The organism is Promicromonospora sp. NPDC023987 (assembly GCF_040639055.1).
In the GTDB taxonomy this organism is placed as follows: Bacteria; Actinomycetota; Actinomycetes; order Actinomycetales; family Cellulomonadaceae; genus Promicromonospora.
The window spans coordinates 31,555-46,809 of record NZ_JBEZZF010000047.1 but is presented as its reverse complement, the minus strand read 5'-3'; the positions used below and the strand labels follow the sequence as shown (position 1 = coordinate 46,809).

At 72.2% G+C, this 15,255-nt stretch carries 14 protein-coding genes; 1 reads left to right on the top strand and 13 read right to left on the bottom strand.

All coding sequences use genetic code 11. The features are described 5' to 3' along the window. Positions 1-127 precede the first annotated feature (127 nt). The 5 genes from AB0F40_RS19165 to AB0F40_RS19145 form a co-directional block, all read right to left on the bottom strand. On the bottom strand, positions 128-1,387 hold the full coding sequence (locus AB0F40_RS19165) for an acetyl-CoA C-acyltransferase (RefSeq protein WP_357471036.1): 1,260 nt from the start codon (positions 1,385-1,387) through the stop codon (positions 128-130). Between the two features lie 59 nt (positions 1,388-1,446). Continuing rightward, on the bottom strand, positions 1,447-2,097 hold the full coding sequence (locus AB0F40_RS19160; protein WP_357471033.1) for a CoA transferase subunit B: 651 nt from the start codon (positions 2,095-2,097) through the stop codon (positions 1,447-1,449). A 3-nt stretch (positions 2,098-2,100) separates the two neighbouring features. Then, entirely contained in the window at positions 2,101-2,967 is an 867-nt protein-coding gene (locus AB0F40_RS19155; RefSeq protein ID WP_357471030.1) for a CoA transferase subunit A, read from the bottom strand. Between the two features lie 25 nt (positions 2,968-2,992). Continuing rightward, positions 2,993-4,363: a TIGR00366 family protein gene (locus tag AB0F40_RS19150; RefSeq protein WP_357471027.1), complete on the bottom strand. Its 1,371-nt coding sequence runs from the start codon at positions 4,361-4,363 to the stop codon at positions 2,993-2,995. Between the two features lie 117 nt (positions 4,364-4,480). Next, the gene (locus AB0F40_RS19145) at positions 4,481-5,230 is read right to left on the bottom strand and encodes a 3-hydroxybutyrate dehydrogenase (RefSeq protein WP_357471024.1); all 750 of its coding nucleotides are present in this window, start codon (positions 5,228-5,230) and stop codon (positions 4,481-4,483) included. Positions 5,231-5,523: 293 nt separating this feature from the next. Between AB0F40_RS19145 and AB0F40_RS19140 the strand changes: the two genes are divergently transcribed. Further along, positions 5,524-6,441 (top strand): LysR family transcriptional regulator, encoded by a 918-nt coding sequence (locus tag AB0F40_RS19140; RefSeq protein WP_357471021.1) that lies wholly within the window; start codon positions 5,524-5,526, stop codon positions 6,439-6,441. Between the two features lie 736 nt (positions 6,442-7,177). Here AB0F40_RS19140 and AB0F40_RS19135 read toward each other — a convergent pair. From AB0F40_RS19135 to AB0F40_RS19100, 8 genes are read right to left on the bottom strand one after another with little or no spacing between them, the layout of a single operon-like run. After that, entirely contained in the window at positions 7,178-8,122 is a 945-nt protein-coding gene (locus tag AB0F40_RS19135) for an alpha/beta hydrolase (RefSeq protein ID WP_357471018.1), read from the bottom strand. Next, positions 8,119-8,727 carry a TetR/AcrR family transcriptional regulator gene (locus AB0F40_RS19130; protein WP_357471042.1) on the bottom strand — a complete coding sequence of 203 codons (609 nt, stop codon included), beginning with the start codon at positions 8,725-8,727 and terminating at the stop codon, positions 8,119-8,121. The genes AB0F40_RS19135 and AB0F40_RS19130 overlap by 4 nt, the downstream gene beginning before the upstream one ends. 50 nt (positions 8,728-8,777) lie before the next feature. Continuing rightward, positions 8,778-10,343 carry an AMP-binding protein gene (locus AB0F40_RS19125; RefSeq protein WP_357471015.1) on the bottom strand — a complete coding sequence of 522 codons (1,566 nt, stop codon included), beginning with the start codon at positions 10,341-10,343 and terminating at the stop codon, positions 8,778-8,780. Further along, positions 10,340-11,416 carry a branched-chain amino acid ABC transporter permease gene (locus AB0F40_RS19120; RefSeq protein WP_357471012.1) on the bottom strand — a complete coding sequence of 359 codons (1,077 nt, stop codon included), beginning with the start codon at positions 11,414-11,416 and terminating at the stop codon, positions 10,340-10,342. Before AB0F40_RS19120 ends, AB0F40_RS19125 begins: the two co-directional genes overlap by 4 nt. Then, positions 11,413-12,288, bottom strand: a complete 876-nt coding sequence (locus AB0F40_RS19115) for a branched-chain amino acid ABC transporter permease (RefSeq protein WP_357471009.1) — start codon at positions 12,286-12,288, stop codon at positions 11,413-11,415. The genes AB0F40_RS19120 and AB0F40_RS19115 overlap by 4 nt, the downstream gene beginning before the upstream one ends. Then, positions 12,285-13,085, bottom strand: a complete 801-nt coding sequence (locus AB0F40_RS19110) for an ABC transporter ATP-binding protein (protein WP_357471006.1) — start codon at positions 13,083-13,085, stop codon at positions 12,285-12,287. Before AB0F40_RS19110 ends, AB0F40_RS19115 begins: the two co-directional genes overlap by 4 nt. After that, complete coding sequence (locus AB0F40_RS19105; protein ID WP_357471003.1) at positions 13,082-13,867, bottom strand: ABC transporter ATP-binding protein; 786 nt, start codon at positions 13,865-13,867, stop codon at positions 13,082-13,084. The genes AB0F40_RS19110 and AB0F40_RS19105 overlap by 4 nt, the downstream gene beginning before the upstream one ends. An 11-nt stretch (positions 13,868-13,878) precedes the next feature. Continuing rightward, positions 13,879-15,081: a substrate-binding domain-containing protein gene (locus AB0F40_RS19100; protein WP_357471000.1), complete on the bottom strand. Its 1,203-nt coding sequence runs from the start codon at positions 15,079-15,081 to the stop codon at positions 13,879-13,881. Positions 15,082-15,255 lie beyond the last annotated feature (174 nt).

The window sequence follows — 15,255 nt, the reverse complement described above, 5'->3', positions numbered from 1 at the left end:
ACCCCCCCGGTTTTCCCGTTGGGGCCGGGTGGTCACCGGGGCTTCCCCCGGCGGTTCGTCCCGGGGGGGTCGTGATTGTCTTGACCGGGTCTCGACAAGCTCGACCAGCGAAGGCCAGCGGAAGTCCTCAGAACTCCAGGAGGAGCGCCTCGCCCTGGCCTCCGCCACCGCACAGCCCGACGGCGGCCCGGCCGCCCCCGCGCCGCGTCAGCTCGTGCGCGGCGTGCACGGCGATGCGTGCTCCGGACGCCCCGACGGGGTGTCCCAGCGCGATCCCGCCGCCGTGCACGTTGACGCGGTCCAGCGGAACGCCCAGCGCCTTCGCGGACACCCCGACGACCACGGCGAACGCCTCGTTGATCTCGACGACGTCGAGGTCGTCGGCCGTCCACCCCTGCCGCTCCAGGGCCTGGGCGATCGCCCGGGCAGGCTGGGAGTGCAGCGAGTTGTCCGGACCGGCCACCTGACCGTGCGCGCGGACCGTCGCGAGCACGGGGACCCCTGCTGACTCCGCACGGCCGCGCGTCGTGAGCACGAGCGCGGCGGCGCCGTCGGAGATCTGCGACGAGTTACCCGCCGTGAGCGTCCCCTCGCCCGCGAACGCCGGGCGCAGCCTCGCGAGGGACTCGGGCGTCGTGTCGGGCCGGACGCCCTCGTCGGTGCGCACGTCGACCGGCTCGCCACGGCGCTGCGGCACCGACACCGGCGCGAGCTCCGCCTCGAACACCCCGTTCTTCGCCGCGGCCGCGGCGCGCTGGTGCGAGGCAGCGGCTATCGCGTCCTGCTCCTGGCGGGACACGAACACCGAGCCGGAGTTGTGGTCCTCCGTCGAGATACCCATGGAGACGTCGTCGAACGCGTCGGTCAGGGCGTCGTGCGCCGTCGCGTCCAGCAGCTCCGCGGGACCGTAGCCGAACCCGAACCGGGACCCCGGCAGCAGGTGCGGTGCGTTCGTCATCGACTCCTGGCCACCGACGAGCACCACGGCGGCCTCGCCCGTGCGCAGCAGCCGCGCGCCGTCGATGATCGCCGTCAGCCCCGAGAGGCAGACCTTGTTCACCGTGACCGCCTGCACCTCCCAGGAGACGCCGGCGGCGACCGCCGTCTGGCGGGCGGGGTTCTGCCCCGCGCCGGCCTGGATCACCTGGCCGAAGACCACCTTGTCGACCTCGGCGGCCAGCGGCCCCGCGCCCTCCAGGGCGCGGCGCGCCGCCACGGCGCCCAGCTCGACGGCGCTCAGCGTGGCCAGCGATCCCTTCAGTCGTCCCTGCGGCGTCCGTGCCGCCGAGACGATCACTACATCATCAGCGCCGTTCTTGTCAGCGCCGTTCTCCGCACCCGGTGCTGCGCTTGTGGCGCCTCCCGGAGTGGTGCTCGGGTCAGTCATGAGACCTCCTTTGGCCGTCGTTCTCAGCGTATCCCCCGGCGTCGTGTGCTCCACAGCCCTCACAGCATCGGCTCGACGAGCTCCACCGTCAGCTCCGGCTCCGTCTTCTCGATGACCTCGTCGGCCGTGACCCCCGGCGCGAGCTCCCGCAGGACCAGGCCGGACGGGGTCACGTCGAGCACCGCCAGGTCGGTGATGATCCGGTCCACCACACCCTTGCCGGTCAGCGGCAGCGAGCAGGTGCGCAGGATCTTCGGCGACCCGTCGCGCGCCACGTGCTCCATCAGGATGATCACGCGGCCCGCGCCGTGCACCAGGTCCATGGCGCCGCCCATGCCCTTGACCATCTTGCCCGGGATCATCCAGTTGGCCAGGTCGCCCGTGGCCGACACCTGCATGCCACCAAGGATCGCGGCGTCGATCTTGCCGCCGCGGATCATCCCGAACGACGTCGCGGAGTCGAAGATCGACGAGCCGGGCAGCAGCGTCACCGTCTCCTTGCCCGCGTTGATCAGGTCGGGGTCGACCTTGTCCTCCGTGGGGTACGGCCCCACGCCGAGGATCCCGTTCTCCGACTGCAGCACCAGGTGCCGGCCCTCCGGCACGTAGTTCGGCACGAGCGTCGGCAGCCCGATGCCCAGGTTCACGTACATGCCGTCGGTCAGCTCGCGTGCGGCGCGCGCGGCCATCTCCTGTCGGGTCAGTGCCATGGTTCAGGCCTCCTTCTTGGTCGGCGCGGCGGTGCCCGACGACGCCGTGGCGGGCGCCTGGGCAGCCGTCACCGTCTGCTGCGCGGACACCGTGCGCCGCTCGATCCGCTTCTCGATGTCGGTGCCGACGTGCACCACCCGGTGCACGTACACGCCAGGCAGGTGCACAGTGTCCGGGTCGATCTCCCCCGGCTCGACAAGCTCTTCGACCTGGGCGATGCACACGCGCCCCGCCATCGCCGCGAGGGGTGAGAAGTTGCGGGCCGACTTGTTGAACACCAGGTTCCCGTGCCGGTCGCCGCGCAGGGCGTGCACCAGCGCGAAGTCGGTGCTGATCGAGTCCTCCAGCACGTACTCGGCGGGGTCGCCGGCGGCGGTCGTGAACGTGCGCACCTCCTTGGCGGGCGACGCGATCACGATGCCACCGGCGCCGTCGTACTTGCGCGGGAGACCGCCGTCGGCCACCTGGGTGCCTACACCCGTGCGCGTGAAGAAGGCCGCGATGCCCGCGCCACCGGCGCGGAGCTTCTCGGCGAGGGTGCCCTGCGGGGTGAGCTCCAGCTCGAGCTCGCCCGAGAGGAACTGGCGCTCGAACTCCTTGTTCTCCCCCACGTACGAGCTGGTCATCTTGCGGATCCGCTGGGCGTTCAGCAGCACGCCGAGCCCCCAGTCGTCGACGCCGCAGTTGTTGCTCACCACGGACAGGCCCGTCGTGCCCTGCGCCAGCAGCGCCTCGATCAGCGCTATCGGATTGCCGCAGAGGCCGAACCCGCCCACGGCCAGGGACGCGCCGTCAGGTATGTCGGCTACCGCGTCGGCCGCGCTCGCGACCACCTTGTCGAACCCGCTGCTTGTCGCTTCGGTCATCATTGACTCCATTCCGATCGGGATCAGGTCAGGCCCCGGGCCCGACGATCAGCAGGGTCGCCGCGAACACGATCCCCGAGGCCAGCAGTGTCACCGTGGTGTATCCCAGGATGTCGCGCACCTTCAAGCCGGCGATAGCCAGCAGCGGGAGCGCCCAGAACGGCTGGATCATGTTGGTCCACTGGTCGCCGTACGCCACGGCCATGATCGCGACCGCCGGGTCGACGCCGAGCTGGGTGGCGGCGTCGAGCAGGATCGGCGCCTGGACGGCGAACTGCCCGCCGCCCGACGGCACGAAGAAGTTCACGACGCCCGCCGCGACGAACGCCAGCGCCCCGAACGTCTGCGGCGTCGAGACGCTGACGATCGCGTCGCTGAAGATCTGGATGAGACCGGTCGACGCCATGATCCCGAGGATTCCCGCGTACAGCGGGAACTGCAGGAGGATGTCGCCGACGTTGGCCGCGGCGTTCTTGACCAGCGCGGCGACCTCGAACGGGCTCCGCACCAGGAGGAGCACGAGCGCGAGGAACGTCCAGTTCACGATGTCGAGGGTCGGCGTGCCGCCGTCGGCGAAGTAGACGACCAGGTAGGCGACGAGGCCAAGGCCTGTCAGGGTGGTCAGGACCCGGCTCGCGTCGAGGCGGTCAGCCGGAGTCACCGGCTGCTCGATCTCGACCTCTGCGGCGCGCGCGTCGACCTCGAGCTCGACCACGCGGTCGTTCCCGCGCGGGGCCACCAGGGCGAGCGCCCCGGCGACCACGACCACCGTGACCACTGCCGCGATCAGGTTCCACGGCGCGAACGTGGTCGCGGAGACGGGGATCGTCTCCCCCAGCTGCTCTACGACGAACGAGTCGGCGGTCGCCGCCGTCAGCGGACCCGACCCGGTGTATCCCATGTGCCAGACGACGAAGCCGGAGAACCCTGCGGCGACCAGCAGCGGGAAGTGCACGCGTACGCCCTTGGCCCGCATCTGGGCCGCCACCTCCCGGGCGAGCAGGCCGCCGGCCACCAGTCCGAGCCCCCACTGCACCAGCGACAGCGCCGAGGCGAGGACCGCCACGAACACGTACGCCTGCACCGGGCTCCGTGGCAGCGCGGCGACCAGGGCCAGCCCGCGACGCACCAGCCGCGTGTTGGCGAGCATGTGCCCAAGCAGCAGGACGAGCGCCATCTGGGTCATGAACGCGAGCAGCCCCGACAGCCCGTCGCCCCAGCCGGTGAGCACGGCGGTGGGCCCGGCGTCGGTCAGCAGGAGCGCGAGCGCCGCCACGACGAACGTCAGCAGCACGGCGAACACCAGCGCGCTCGGGATGAACCGCTCCACGACGGCGTTCACCGGGCGCATGGCAGCGGCGAACGGGTTCCTGGTCTTGGTCACTGCATCCTTCGTCATCGGTCCGTACCCTCCGCTGCAGCCTTCGTCATCGCAGTACCTCCTGGCGCGATTCCTCGTGTTCCGTTCCGGGCACGTGCCTCGTTCCTCGGCCCGTACCCTCCACTGCACCCTTCGTCATCGCGCGCTCCATCCGCCGTCCATCGTCCACGAGCCGCCGGACACCATCGCCCCGTCCGGCCCGGTGAGCCAACCGACCAGCGAGGCGACCTCGTGGGGTTCCACGAGCCGCTTCACTGCTGACTCCGCGAGCATGACCTTAGCCATCACCTCTGACTCCGGGATGCCGTGCGCCCTCGCTTGCTCGGCGATCTGCTTCTCCACGAGCGGGGTGCGCACGTATCCGGGGTTGACGCAGACGCTCGTGACGCCGTGCTCGCCGCCCTCGAGGGCCGTCACCTTCGACAGCCCTTCCAGCCCATGCTTGGCCGAGACGTAAGCCGACTTGAACGGCGACGCGACCAGCCCGTGCACGGAGGAGATGTTGACGATCCGGCCCCAGCCCCGCTCGTACATGCCGGGCAGCGCCGCACGGACCAGCAGGAACGGGGCCTCCAGCATGATCCGGTGGACCAGCCTGAAGTCGTCCGGCACGAAGTCCTGGATGGCGCTGACCCGCTGGATGCCCGCGTTGTTCACCAGCACGTCGGTGTCCAGCTCGTGGCCGTCGAGCGACCGGGTGTCGGACAGGTCCACCACCCAGACCTCGCCGCCGACCTCCTCTGCGACGGCCTTGGCGCCGGCGCCGTCCACGTCGGCCACGGTCACGTGCGCGCCGCGCGCCGCGAGCTCCCGGGCGCACGCGGCGCCGATGCCGCTCGCGCCGCCGGTCACGAGTGCCCGGCGGCCCTCCAGGGCGCGGCTCACGACCGGCCCTCCGCGAGCGCCCGCTCGCGCGCCTGGTCCGCCGCGTCGAGGTCGGCGACGATGCGCCGGATCAGCGACCGGTCGTCCGGCGCTCCGGTGTTCTGCTGTGCAGACATGCTGCTCCTTGGTGCCGACTCTGACACGGGGAGTGGCAGGCCGGTGCGCTCCGCACGGCCTCCACTGTGACTCGCCAGAGTGTTCCCGCGGAGCACTGTGCGGGGCAATGACGAGTTGGGCAGACGCCGTGTGCACGAATGCACACTCGGGAGCCCGCGGCTTGGTAGCGTCGCTGCATGCCAGCCCGCAACGACCCGCCGGCCGGCCAGGTCGCCGACCAGCTCCTGGTGCTGCTCGAGGTGGCCCGCACCGGCCGGTACACGACGGCGGCGCAGGCGCTCGGCGTCAACCACACCACCGTCGCCCGCAACGTCACCGCGCTGGAGCGCGCCCTCGGCGGGCGTCTCCTGGTGCGCGGCGCGGACGGCTGGGAGCTCACGTCGCTCGGCCGCCGCGCGGCCCGGGCGGGCGAGGCGGTGTCAGACGCCGTCGACCGGCTCGTGGCCGGTGACACCGAGGCCGACCCCGTCACCGGCGTCGTGCGGATGACGGCGACCGACGGCTTCAGCGCGTACGTCGCCTCCCCCGCGATCGCCCGGCTGCGGGGCGCCCACCCCGAGCTGTCCGTCGAGCTCGTCACGGTCACCCGGGTGGCGACGCACCACCGCTCGGGGGTCGACGTCGACGTCGTCGTCGGGCAACCGAGCGTGCAGCGGGCGAAGGCCGTGCGCCTGGGCGAGTACGTGCTCGGCATGTACGGCGCGCGCGACTACCTCACGCGGCACGGCACGCCGACCACCGTCGCCGAGATGTCCGAGCACGGGCTGGTCTACTTCGTCGACTCCATGCTGCAGGTGAACGACCTCGACGCGCCGCGCCGTCTCGTACCCGGCATGCGGGACGCACTGGCCTCGACCAACGTGTTCGTGCACGTGGAGGCCACGCGCGCCGGGGCGGGCCTCGGGTTCCTGCCCTGCTTCATGGCCGACCGGCACGACGACCTGGTGCGCCTGCTGCCCGACGACGTGACCGAGCGCCTGCCCTACTGGGCGGTGGTCCGCAGCGAGTCCTGGCGCAGGCCGGCGGTGGCCGCCGTCGTGCAGGCACTGTCGGAGGAGATGTCCCGCCAGCGGGACCGGATGCTCGGCACCTGACCGGCTGCCCCGAAACCCGGCCGCCCGCCGCCGCCCGCCGCCGAGTGCAGACTTGGTCGCCGCCTCACCTTCCGAGTGCAGAGTCGGTTGCGGGTACAGGATCTGTATCCGCAACGATGTCTGCACTCGCCGAGCCCGCGCGCAACCAAGTCTGCAGTCAACGCCCCGCCGACGGTACGGTTCCGACAACCGAACCACCCTCCGCACCCGTGGGGCACGGGATCCGGATATACGTGGTTTCGACCTCCCCCGTTTGCTGGAGCCGGCAATGATCAGAGCACTTCGAGTGGCAGGAATCGCCTTCGCTGTACCTGGACTCGTCCTGTCAGTCCTCGGCATCGTCCGCGCCTACAGCGATAGTCCGGGGCCGTGGGCGAACCTGGGCGTCGGTTGCGTGTCGATCGCGGTGATCTGCGTGATCGGAGCGATCGTCTCTGATCGCAAGGGTTCCGACACATAACACTCGTGCACCCGCCTGTGGACGGATGCCCGCGCGCAGCGCAGCAACTGGCGGTGTACACACCAGCGACAACACCGGTGCCGCGCCGAGTGCAGACTTGGTCGCGGCCTCAACTTCCGAGTGCAGAGTTGGTTGCGGGTACAGGATCTGTATCCGCAACGGTGTCTGCACTCGCCGAGCCCGCGCGCAACCAAGTCTGCACCCCGCCGGGCAGGCCGGTGGGCGAGTGCTGCTCCCAGACCGCCCAGACCGCTCAGACCGCTCAGACCGCCCAGATCAGCCCACCGCGGCGGCGACCGCCGAGATGCCCGGCTCCGCCATGATGATCGTGTAGTGGTTCACGCCCGCCACCTCGCTCGCCGCGAGACGCGGCAGCCGGCCCGCCCACTCCGCGACCGTCTCGGCCGGGTACATCCCGCCCGGCTGGTCGAGCAGGCCACGCGGCGCGCGCAGGAACGTGATGGGCAGGCCGGTCTCCGCGGCCCACGCGAGCGCTCCGGGCAGGGCGTCACCGGTGGCGGAGTCCGCGGAGTCCTGGGCGACGGCGTCCGGCGACGCGGCCGGCCGCAGGTCCGGTCCGAACTCGGCCAGGTCGTAGTCGACGTACTGCTCCACCACGGGCGTCCACCGCGAGAAGGCTGGATGCGACCGCCAGAACTCCCGGTACGCCTCGGCACTCGGGAACGTCTGGGTCAGCCGCTCGATGGCCGGCCCGAGCAGCACCTGCACCACCTCCTCCGGCGACGCACCGGGCGGGACGCCGGGCGGCAGCGGGATCGGCAGGCCGCCGTCGACCAGCACCAGGCGCGCCACCAGCCCGGGATACCGGTGGGTGAGCACCAGCGACACGAACCCGCCCATCGAGTGCCCGACGACGATGGCCGGGCCCCCGACGAGCTCCCGGATCACCGCCGCTACGTCGTCGGCGTGCGCGGCCATCCCGTACGGCCCGGGCAGCCCGTTGCTGCGCCCCCGGCCGCGCAGGTCGGGGGCGATGACGCGACGTCCCGGCAGGGCAGCGGCGACGGCGGGCCAGGCGCGGTGCGAGGCGGTGATGCCGTGCACGAGCACGACGGCGGGCAGGGGCGCGCCGTCCGGACCGGTCGCCACGGGCGCCGTCGGCTCCCAGACGCCGACGCGCAGGGCGCCGCCGGCGACGGCCACGTCGTACGTCGCGTAGGTGTGCGAGCCGGTGGCCTCCACCTGGTCGACGGTGCTCATGGCCGCGCCTCCCGGCCGGGCGCCAGCGCCCGCTCGATGAACTTCATCGCCTCGTCGAACACCTCGGGCGGGACCGCCGACGTCGGGCCGCCCGGCGCTACGTCCGGACCCCACAGGACCCACCGCATCCCCACGATCTCGCCGATCCCCATGAGCGCCCATGCGGCGACCTCCGGGTCGATGTCGCCGACCTCGCCTGCCAGCTGCGCTCGCGCGAGCCCGTCGCGATAGCCCTCCACGATCCGCGTGTAGTGCATCCGCAGCGCACCCGGTGACACGAACTCGGCCTGCCGCACGATCCGGTAGAGCGCCGGGTGCTCGGCCGTGAACTGGAAGAACGCCCGGAAGCCCGCCCGCTCCGCCTCGATCCGGCCGATCGCCTGCGAGGAGGCCGCGATCATGGCGTGCCGCACGCGGCGGTTCAGGTCCTCGACCACCTCGTCGAAGACCTCGATCTTGGAGGCGAAGTACAGGTAGAACGTGCCCTGCCCGACGCCTGCCGCCTCCGTGATCTTCACTATCGACGCGTCGTGGAAGCCGAGCTCGGCGAACACCCGCTCCGCGGCGGCGAGGATGCGGGCACGGGTGCGCTCACCCTTGGTCATACGGGGCTGAGTCTCGCTGGGCTGAGTCTCGCTGGACTGGGAGATGGTGCTCACCGGGCCTCCTCGGACTGGTGGTGTGGTGGGGCGAGCGCGGAGCGCATCACCTTGTGCAGGGATGAACGGGGCAGGTCCGGCACCAGCTCGAAGTACCGTGGCACCTTGTACCGGGCCAGCTCACGGCGGCAGAACGCCTCGAGGTCCGCCGCGTCGGTGAGCTCGCCGCGGCGCGGCACCACGAACGCGTGCCCCACCTCGCCCCAGCGCTCGTCCGGGACGCCGACGACGGCGGCGTCGGCCACCGCGGGGTGCCGCCGCAGCGCCGCCTCGACCTCGGCCGGCGTGACGTTCTCGCCGCCCGTGATGAACACGTCCTTGAGCCGGTCGACGACACGGTAGTACCCGTCGGCGGAGCGTTCCACGAGGTCGCCGGTGCGTAGCCAGCCACGCGCGAACGACGCCGCCGTCGCCTCCGGCTCGCGGAAGTAGCCCGCGAAGACTCCCGGGCCGCGCACCAGCAGCTCGCCGGTCGCGGCGCCCGTGCGGTGCTCCCCCGTGACCGGGTCGGCGACTGCCACCTCGACGTGCGGGTACGGCACGCCGGCGGAGCCGACCCGGTCCCGTGCGACGTCGTCGGGCAGGCACAGCACGTTGGGGCCCGCCTCGGTGAGCCCGTACCCCTGCGTGAGCGCGACGCCGCGGCGGTGCCAGGCACGCAGCAGCGGCTCCGGCATGGGCGCACCGCCCACGACGGCGTGGCGCAGCGAGCTCAGGTCGGCCGCTGCGAAGCCGGGATGCTCCGCGAGCAGGAGGTAGTTGGTGGGCACGCCCATCATGGTGGTGACGCGCCGGTCGGCCACCAGGCGCAGCACCCGTTCCGGCTCGAAGGTGCGCTCCAGCACCACCGTCGCGCCCGTCCACCAGGCCAGCAGCGGCTGGATGTTCCAGCCGCCCGCGTGGAACTGCGGCAGCACGGACAGCACGATGTCCGTGCTGGTCAGCTCGACGATCCGGGACAGCGACAGGTTGTTCCAGAAGCAGTTCGCGTGCGTGAGCAGCGCACCCCTCGGCGTGCCGCCCGTGCCCGACGTGAAGACGAGCAGCAGCGGGTCGTCGTCGCGCACCGCGCGGCCCGGCCCGCCCGGCACCGGTTCGGTGGGCGCCCCGCCCGGGCGCGGGCGGCGCGTGGGCGGCGGCGCCCACGCCTCGACCCCGTGCGTCCCCAGTGCCGTGCGCGACGGCGACAGCGGCAGCCGTTCGAGCGCGGCGTCCGCGACGACGCCGCACTCCTCCTCGACCAGCACGAGGGCTGGGTCCGCCCGGTCGAGCTGCACGGCGAGCTCGTGCGGCGAGAGCCGCCAGGACAGCGGCGCCAGCACCAGCCCGGCCTTGGCGCAGGCGAAGAAGAGCACCACCTGGTCGGAGCTGTTCCCGGTCACGGTGGCGATCCGGTCGCCGACGTCGTAGCCCGCAGCCCGCAGCCGCTCCGCCAGGGCTGTCGCCCGTTCGTCGAGGGCTCGATAGGTCAGGGTGACGCCGCGGTCGTCGACCGCCACCCGGTCGGGCGTCGCCAGGGCCCGGTCGCGTGGCCACCGCCCCAGCGTGTGCAGGTCGCTCATGCTGCCGCTCCGTCCGGTGCGGGCTCGGGCGCGCGCTCGCCCCGCCGCCGCGGGCCTCGGGCAGCCAGCCGCTGCGCTGCGCCCGCGAGCCCGCCGGGCAGGAAGACCACGACCAGGACGAAGCAGGTGCCCAGCAGGAACATCGGTTCGGACAGCGGGATCCGGAGCACGGCCGGCAGGCCGGCCACCGCTTCCGAGTGCGCCAGCTCGCCGAGGCGCTGGTCCAGCAGGGTATAGAGCACCGCCCCGACGACGGCGCCCCACCGTGAGCCGACGCCGCCCAGCACCACCATCACCAGCAGGGTGAGCGTGAAGTCGGCGGTCGACGTCGCCGGCGACGCACCGGACTGCAACAGCAGGTAGGCCATGCCGACGACCGTCGCGAGCGACGCCGCCAGGACGAACACCACGAGCTTGGTCACGTACGGGCGGCCGCCGATGATGCGCACGCGGACCTCGTTCTCGCGCACGGCCGCGGCCATGTGCCCGGCGCGCGTGCGCTCGATCCACAGCACCACGAGATAGACCACCACGAGCACCGCGAGCGCGAGCCAGTACAGGTTGCGGGTGTTGACCACGCCGATGAGCGCGTCCGGTACACCCTCGGTCGCCAGCGCCAGCCCCTCCTCCCCGCCGGTCACGTCGCCCTGGTCACGGCGCACGAGCACGTTGCCCGCCTGCGCGAACGCGAGGGTGACCATCGCGAACGAGATGCCGGTGACGCGCAGCGAGACGGCGCCCACCACGAACGCGAGGACGATGCCGCCGACCAGCACGAGCGCGGCGGCGGGCAGGAGCGGCACGTCGGTACGGTCGAGCACGATCGCGAGGCCGTAGATGCCCGCCGCGAAGTAGAGCGCGTGCCCGAAGCTCATCAGCCCCGCGACGCCGAACAGCAGGTGGTAGGACAGGGCGAGCGCCGCCGTCAGCCAGCAGAGGGCGAGGAGCTGGAGCGTCCCCGGCTCGTAGGTGTACCCGGGCAGGACGCCCGGGACGGTGAGCGCCAGCAGCGGCAGGCAGCCCAGGAGCACGAGGATCGCGAGCGCTCCCAGACCTGTGCGGGTGCGGTTCATGCGGGCCTCCCCATCAGTCCGGACGGACGCACGAGGAGGACGAGCGCCAGGAGCAGCACGACGATCAGGTCGCCGGTGTTGTTCAGGTAGTAGTTGGCGAGCTGCTGCAGCAGGGCGACGACGACGGACGCCACCGCCGCGCCGGTCAGCGACCCCATGCCGCCGATCACCGTGACGATGAACGCGAAGATGAGCAGGCTCGATCCCATGTGCGGCGACACGTAGTTCAGGGACTGGGTGGCCAGCACGCCGCCCAGCCCGGCCGCCGCGCCGCCGACGGCGAACACCAGCGTGAACGCACGGCGCACGTCGATGCCGAGCGCCGTGACCATGGCCCGGTTCTCCACCCCAGCGCGGATGATCAGGCCGTAGCGCGTGAACCTCAGGAACGCGACGATCCCTGCGAGCACCGCGGCCGCCGCGAGGACGTTGAGGAACGCGGTGTTGGGCACGCGCGCACCCAGCACCTCGGTGGTCGAGGTCAGCCAGTCGGTGCGGGTGATGTTCCGCGGGTTGGGGCCCCAGATGCCCTCGAACAGGGCGACGCTCGCGAGCGAGAGGCCCACGGTGACGAGCACCTGCTCGATGTGCCGGTCGTACAGGGGCCGGATCAGGCCCAGCTCGGTGAGGGCCGCCGCGGCGGCGCCGGTCAGCGAGCCGACGACGAGGCCCAGCGCGAGGCCGCCCCACGTGTCCGCGCCGACCGTGTTCGCCGCCGCCAGGCCCACGAACGCGCCGAGCGTGAGGAACGAGCCGTGCGCGAAGTTGAGCACCCCCATCAGGCCGTAGATCAGGGACAGGCCCGACGCGACGAGGAAGTACAGCCCGCCCAGCCCGAGGCCGGTCGCGAGCAGGAGGATCAGGGTGCTCATCGGTCGGCCTCCGCCTCTGCGGTCGAGATGGTCGAGCCCGCCCCGGTGGTCGAGCCTGTCGAGACCCCCAGCAACCGCTGCACGGCCTCGGGGTCGTCCAGCAGCTCGCGCGCCGGACCGGTGTGCACCACCCGGCCCGCGTCGATCACGACCACCCGCTCGGCCAGCCGCTCGACGACCTGGAGGTTCTGCTCCACGAGCAGGACCGGGACGGTCTGCGCGGCGGCCGCCAGCGTCTCGGCGACCTCGCCGACGATCTTCGGGGCGAGCCCCTTGGTGGGTTCGTCGACCAGCAGGATCCGGTTCTCGTTGAGCAGCGCCCGTGCGAGCGAGACCATCTGCTGCTGTCCGCCCGAGAGCGTGCCCGCCCGCTGCGCGGCGCGCCGGGCGAGCTCCGGGAACAGGGCGGCGACCAGCTCGCGGTGCTGCGCCGTCGTCCCCCTGCTGTCCGTTCCGCTCCTGCCGCGGCCGCCCGTGGCGCGACGTTCCGCGAGCCGGAGGTTCTCGGCGACGGTCAGGCCGGCGAACACCTCGCGGTCCTCCGGCACGTAGCCGACGCCGCGGCGGACTATGCGGTCCGTCCGCTCGGCGTCCACCCGCACGCCGTCGAGCAGTACCTCACCCGACCGTTCGACCAGGCCGAGGATCGCCTTGAGCGTGGACGTCTTGCCGACGCCGTTGCGGCCCAGCACCGCGGTGACGCCGGAGGCGGGCACCTCGAACGACACGTCGTGCACCACCTCCTGGCCCGCGATGCATGCCGTCAGGCCGCGCACCTCCAGCACCGGCCCGCTCATGCCATGCTCCCGACCGTCGTGCCGAGGTAGGCGGACTGCACCGTCTCGTCCGCCATGACCCGCTCCGGGGTGTCGCACACGAGCAGCTCGCCGTGGTGCATCACCGCCACGCGGTCAGCGAGGCCGAGCACCACGTCCATGTGGTGCTCGACCATGAGCACGGTCCGGCCGGTCCGGTTGATCGTCCGGATCACCTCGACGAGCCCGGCGACGTCGCCGGTCGCGACGCCGGCCATCGGCTCGTCCAGCAGCACCACCGACGAGTCCATCGCGAGGAGCACCGCTATCTCGACCTTGCGCTTGTCGCCGTGGGAGAGGTCCCCCGCGGCGAGGTCCGCCCGGTGCGTCAGCCCGACCGTGCCGAGGTGCTCGGCGGCCTCCTTCGACGCGGCGTCGCCGCGCCGGGGGAAGCTCAGGACCGAGAGGCTGCCGCCGAGACGGCGCTGGGTGGCGAGCCGGACGTTCTCGACGACGGACAGCCGCGGGAACAGGCTCGACGTCTGGAAGGTGCGGCCGAGGCCGGCTCGGGCCCGCGCCGCGACCGACGCCGTCGTCACGTCCCTGCCGTCCAGGAGCACCCGGCCGCTCGTGGGCCGGTGGATCCCGCTGACCAGGTTGAAGAGCGTGGTCTTGCCCGCGCCGTTCGGCCCGATCACACCCAACAGCTCGCCGCGGCCCACCCGGAGGTCGACGTCGGCCAGGATCCGTGCCCCGCCGATCGTCAGTCCCAGGCCGGCGGCCTCGAGCACCGGCTCGCCACCCGCTGCCGTACTCGACCCCATACCCGCCTCCACTACTCGGTCGCCTCGGCGGGGGCGATGGCCTCGCCGTCGACGACCTCGACCAGCTCTGGCGTCCAGGTGTCACCCTCCTTGACCAGCCTGGCCTGGTACATCGGCTGGATCAGCGCGTGGTCAGCGGCCCGGACCGTGGTCTGCCCCTTGGGACCCTCGAACGAGTACCCCTCGAGCGCGTCCACCATGGCCTCGACGTCGCCCGCGCCCTCCTGCACCGCGTGCACGATCATCTGGGCCGCCACGAAACCGTCCGGCGTGAACAGGTCGGGCGTCCCGCCGGCCGCCTCAACGGCATCCAGCATCGCGGTCTCGGTCTCGGTGCCTGCCGCACCCGGGAAGTAGTGGTTGAGGAAGCTGACCTTCTCGGCGGCGTCCCCGTACGCGCCGTACGTCGCGACGTCGCCGAGGCCCGTCACCACGGTGGTCCGGTCCAGGACGCCCTGCTGGTCGAGGCCCTGCCACATGGCGCCGGTCGTGGCGCCGGCCCAGGCCACGAACACCATGTCGGCGTCGGCGTCGAGCACCTTCTTGGCGAAGGGCGTGAACTCGGTGGCGTCCTCGGGCACCAGGACCGAGGTGACGTCGGCGCCCTGGCCGCCGAGCACGCCCTCGACGGCGGCGAGGTTGCCCTGGCCGAAGGCGTTGTCCTGCGCGAACACGACGACCTTCGCGCCGTCCGGTTCGACGAACGTGCCCGCCGTCGCGACGTCCTGCAGCGACTGCCGCCCGCTGCGGAAGGTGTACCGGTTGATGCCGGTGAGCGTGTCCACGGCGGCCGGGCCCGAGATGTACAGGACCTTGTTCTGCTCCGCCTGCTCGGCCAGCGGGAGCGCCACGCCCGAGACGACGGTCCCGGCCAGGATCTGGTAGCCCTTGCCGATCAGGTCCTTGGCCTGCGACACGGCCTTCTCCGGGTCGCCCGCGTCGTCGTGGAAGGTCACGTTGAGCGCGCGGCCGTCGACCTCGCCGGTGCCGCCCGTCGCGTGGTCGATACCGGCCTCGAACCCGTCCTTGTAGGCCGCTCCGTACGCGGCGAGCGGTCCGGACTCCGAGTAGACGATGCCGACGTCGATCGGCGCGGTGCTCTCGCCGCTGCTGTCACTGCCGCCGGTGGCACCGGCGCCGGTCGGCGCGCACGCCGCGAGCGCCAGGCCCACCGCTGCGGCGGCGACGGCCATGAGGGACTTCCTCGTCCGCATGACTCTGCCCTTCTTCGGGGTGGTCGCCACTCGTCCGGTGTGGGCTTCGATGCCCAGACCTGAGAGGCGATTCAGGTGGTGGGAATAGTGGACGAGATGGATGCCCGGTGTCAACCCCCGCAGCGGCGAACTGAGGTGTACGCACTCTTGACAGGTGATTCAGGTCCCACCTAA

What these genes read in the sequence shown, in the direction of transcription:
- AB0F40_RS19155 (WP_357471030.1), bottom strand. Translation starts at nt 2,967, where the DNA reads ATGATGACCGAAGCGACAAGCAGCGGGTTCGACAAGGTGGTCGCGAGC.
- AB0F40_RS19110 (WP_357471006.1), bottom strand. Translation starts at nt 13,085, where the DNA reads ATGAGCGGGCCGGTGCTGGAGGTGCGCGGCCTGACGGCATGCATCGCG.
- AB0F40_RS19160 (WP_357471033.1), bottom strand. Translation starts at nt 2,097, where the DNA reads ATGGCACTGACCCGACAGGAGATGGCCGCGCGCGCCGCACGCGAGCTG.
- AB0F40_RS19125 (WP_357471015.1), bottom strand. Translation starts at nt 10,343, where the DNA reads ATGAGCGACCTGCACACGCTGGGGCGGTGGCCACGCGACCGGGCCCTG.
- AB0F40_RS19165 (WP_357471036.1), bottom strand. Translation starts at nt 1,387, where the DNA reads ATGACTGACCCGAGCACCACTCCGGGAGGCGCCACAAGCGCAGCACCG.
- AB0F40_RS19130 (WP_357471042.1), bottom strand. Translation starts at nt 8,727, where the DNA reads ATGACCAAGGGTGAGCGCACCCGTGCCCGCATCCTCGCCGCCGCGGAG.
- AB0F40_RS19135 (WP_357471018.1), bottom strand. Translation starts at nt 8,122, where the DNA reads ATGAGCACCGTCGACCAGGTGGAGGCCACCGGCTCGCACACCTACGCG.
- AB0F40_RS19105 (WP_357471003.1), bottom strand. Translation starts at nt 13,867, where the DNA reads ATGGGGTCGAGTACGGCAGCGGGTGGCGAGCCGGTGCTCGAGGCCGCC.
- AB0F40_RS19115 (WP_357471009.1), bottom strand. Translation starts at nt 12,288, where the DNA reads ATGAGCACCCTGATCCTCCTGCTCGCGACCGGCCTCGGGCTGGGCGGG.
- AB0F40_RS19140 (WP_357471021.1), top strand. Translation starts at nt 5,524, where the DNA reads ATGCCAGCCCGCAACGACCCGCCGGCCGGCCAGGTCGCCGACCAGCTC.
- AB0F40_RS19100 (WP_357471000.1), bottom strand. Translation starts at nt 15,081, where the DNA reads ATGCGGACGAGGAAGTCCCTCATGGCCGTCGCCGCCGCAGCGGTGGGC.
- AB0F40_RS19150 (WP_357471027.1), bottom strand. Translation starts at nt 4,363, where the DNA reads ATGACGAAGGATGCAGTGACCAAGACCAGGAACCCGTTCGCCGCTGCC.
- AB0F40_RS19120 (WP_357471012.1), bottom strand. Translation starts at nt 11,416, where the DNA reads ATGAACCGCACCCGCACAGGTCTGGGAGCGCTCGCGATCCTCGTGCTC.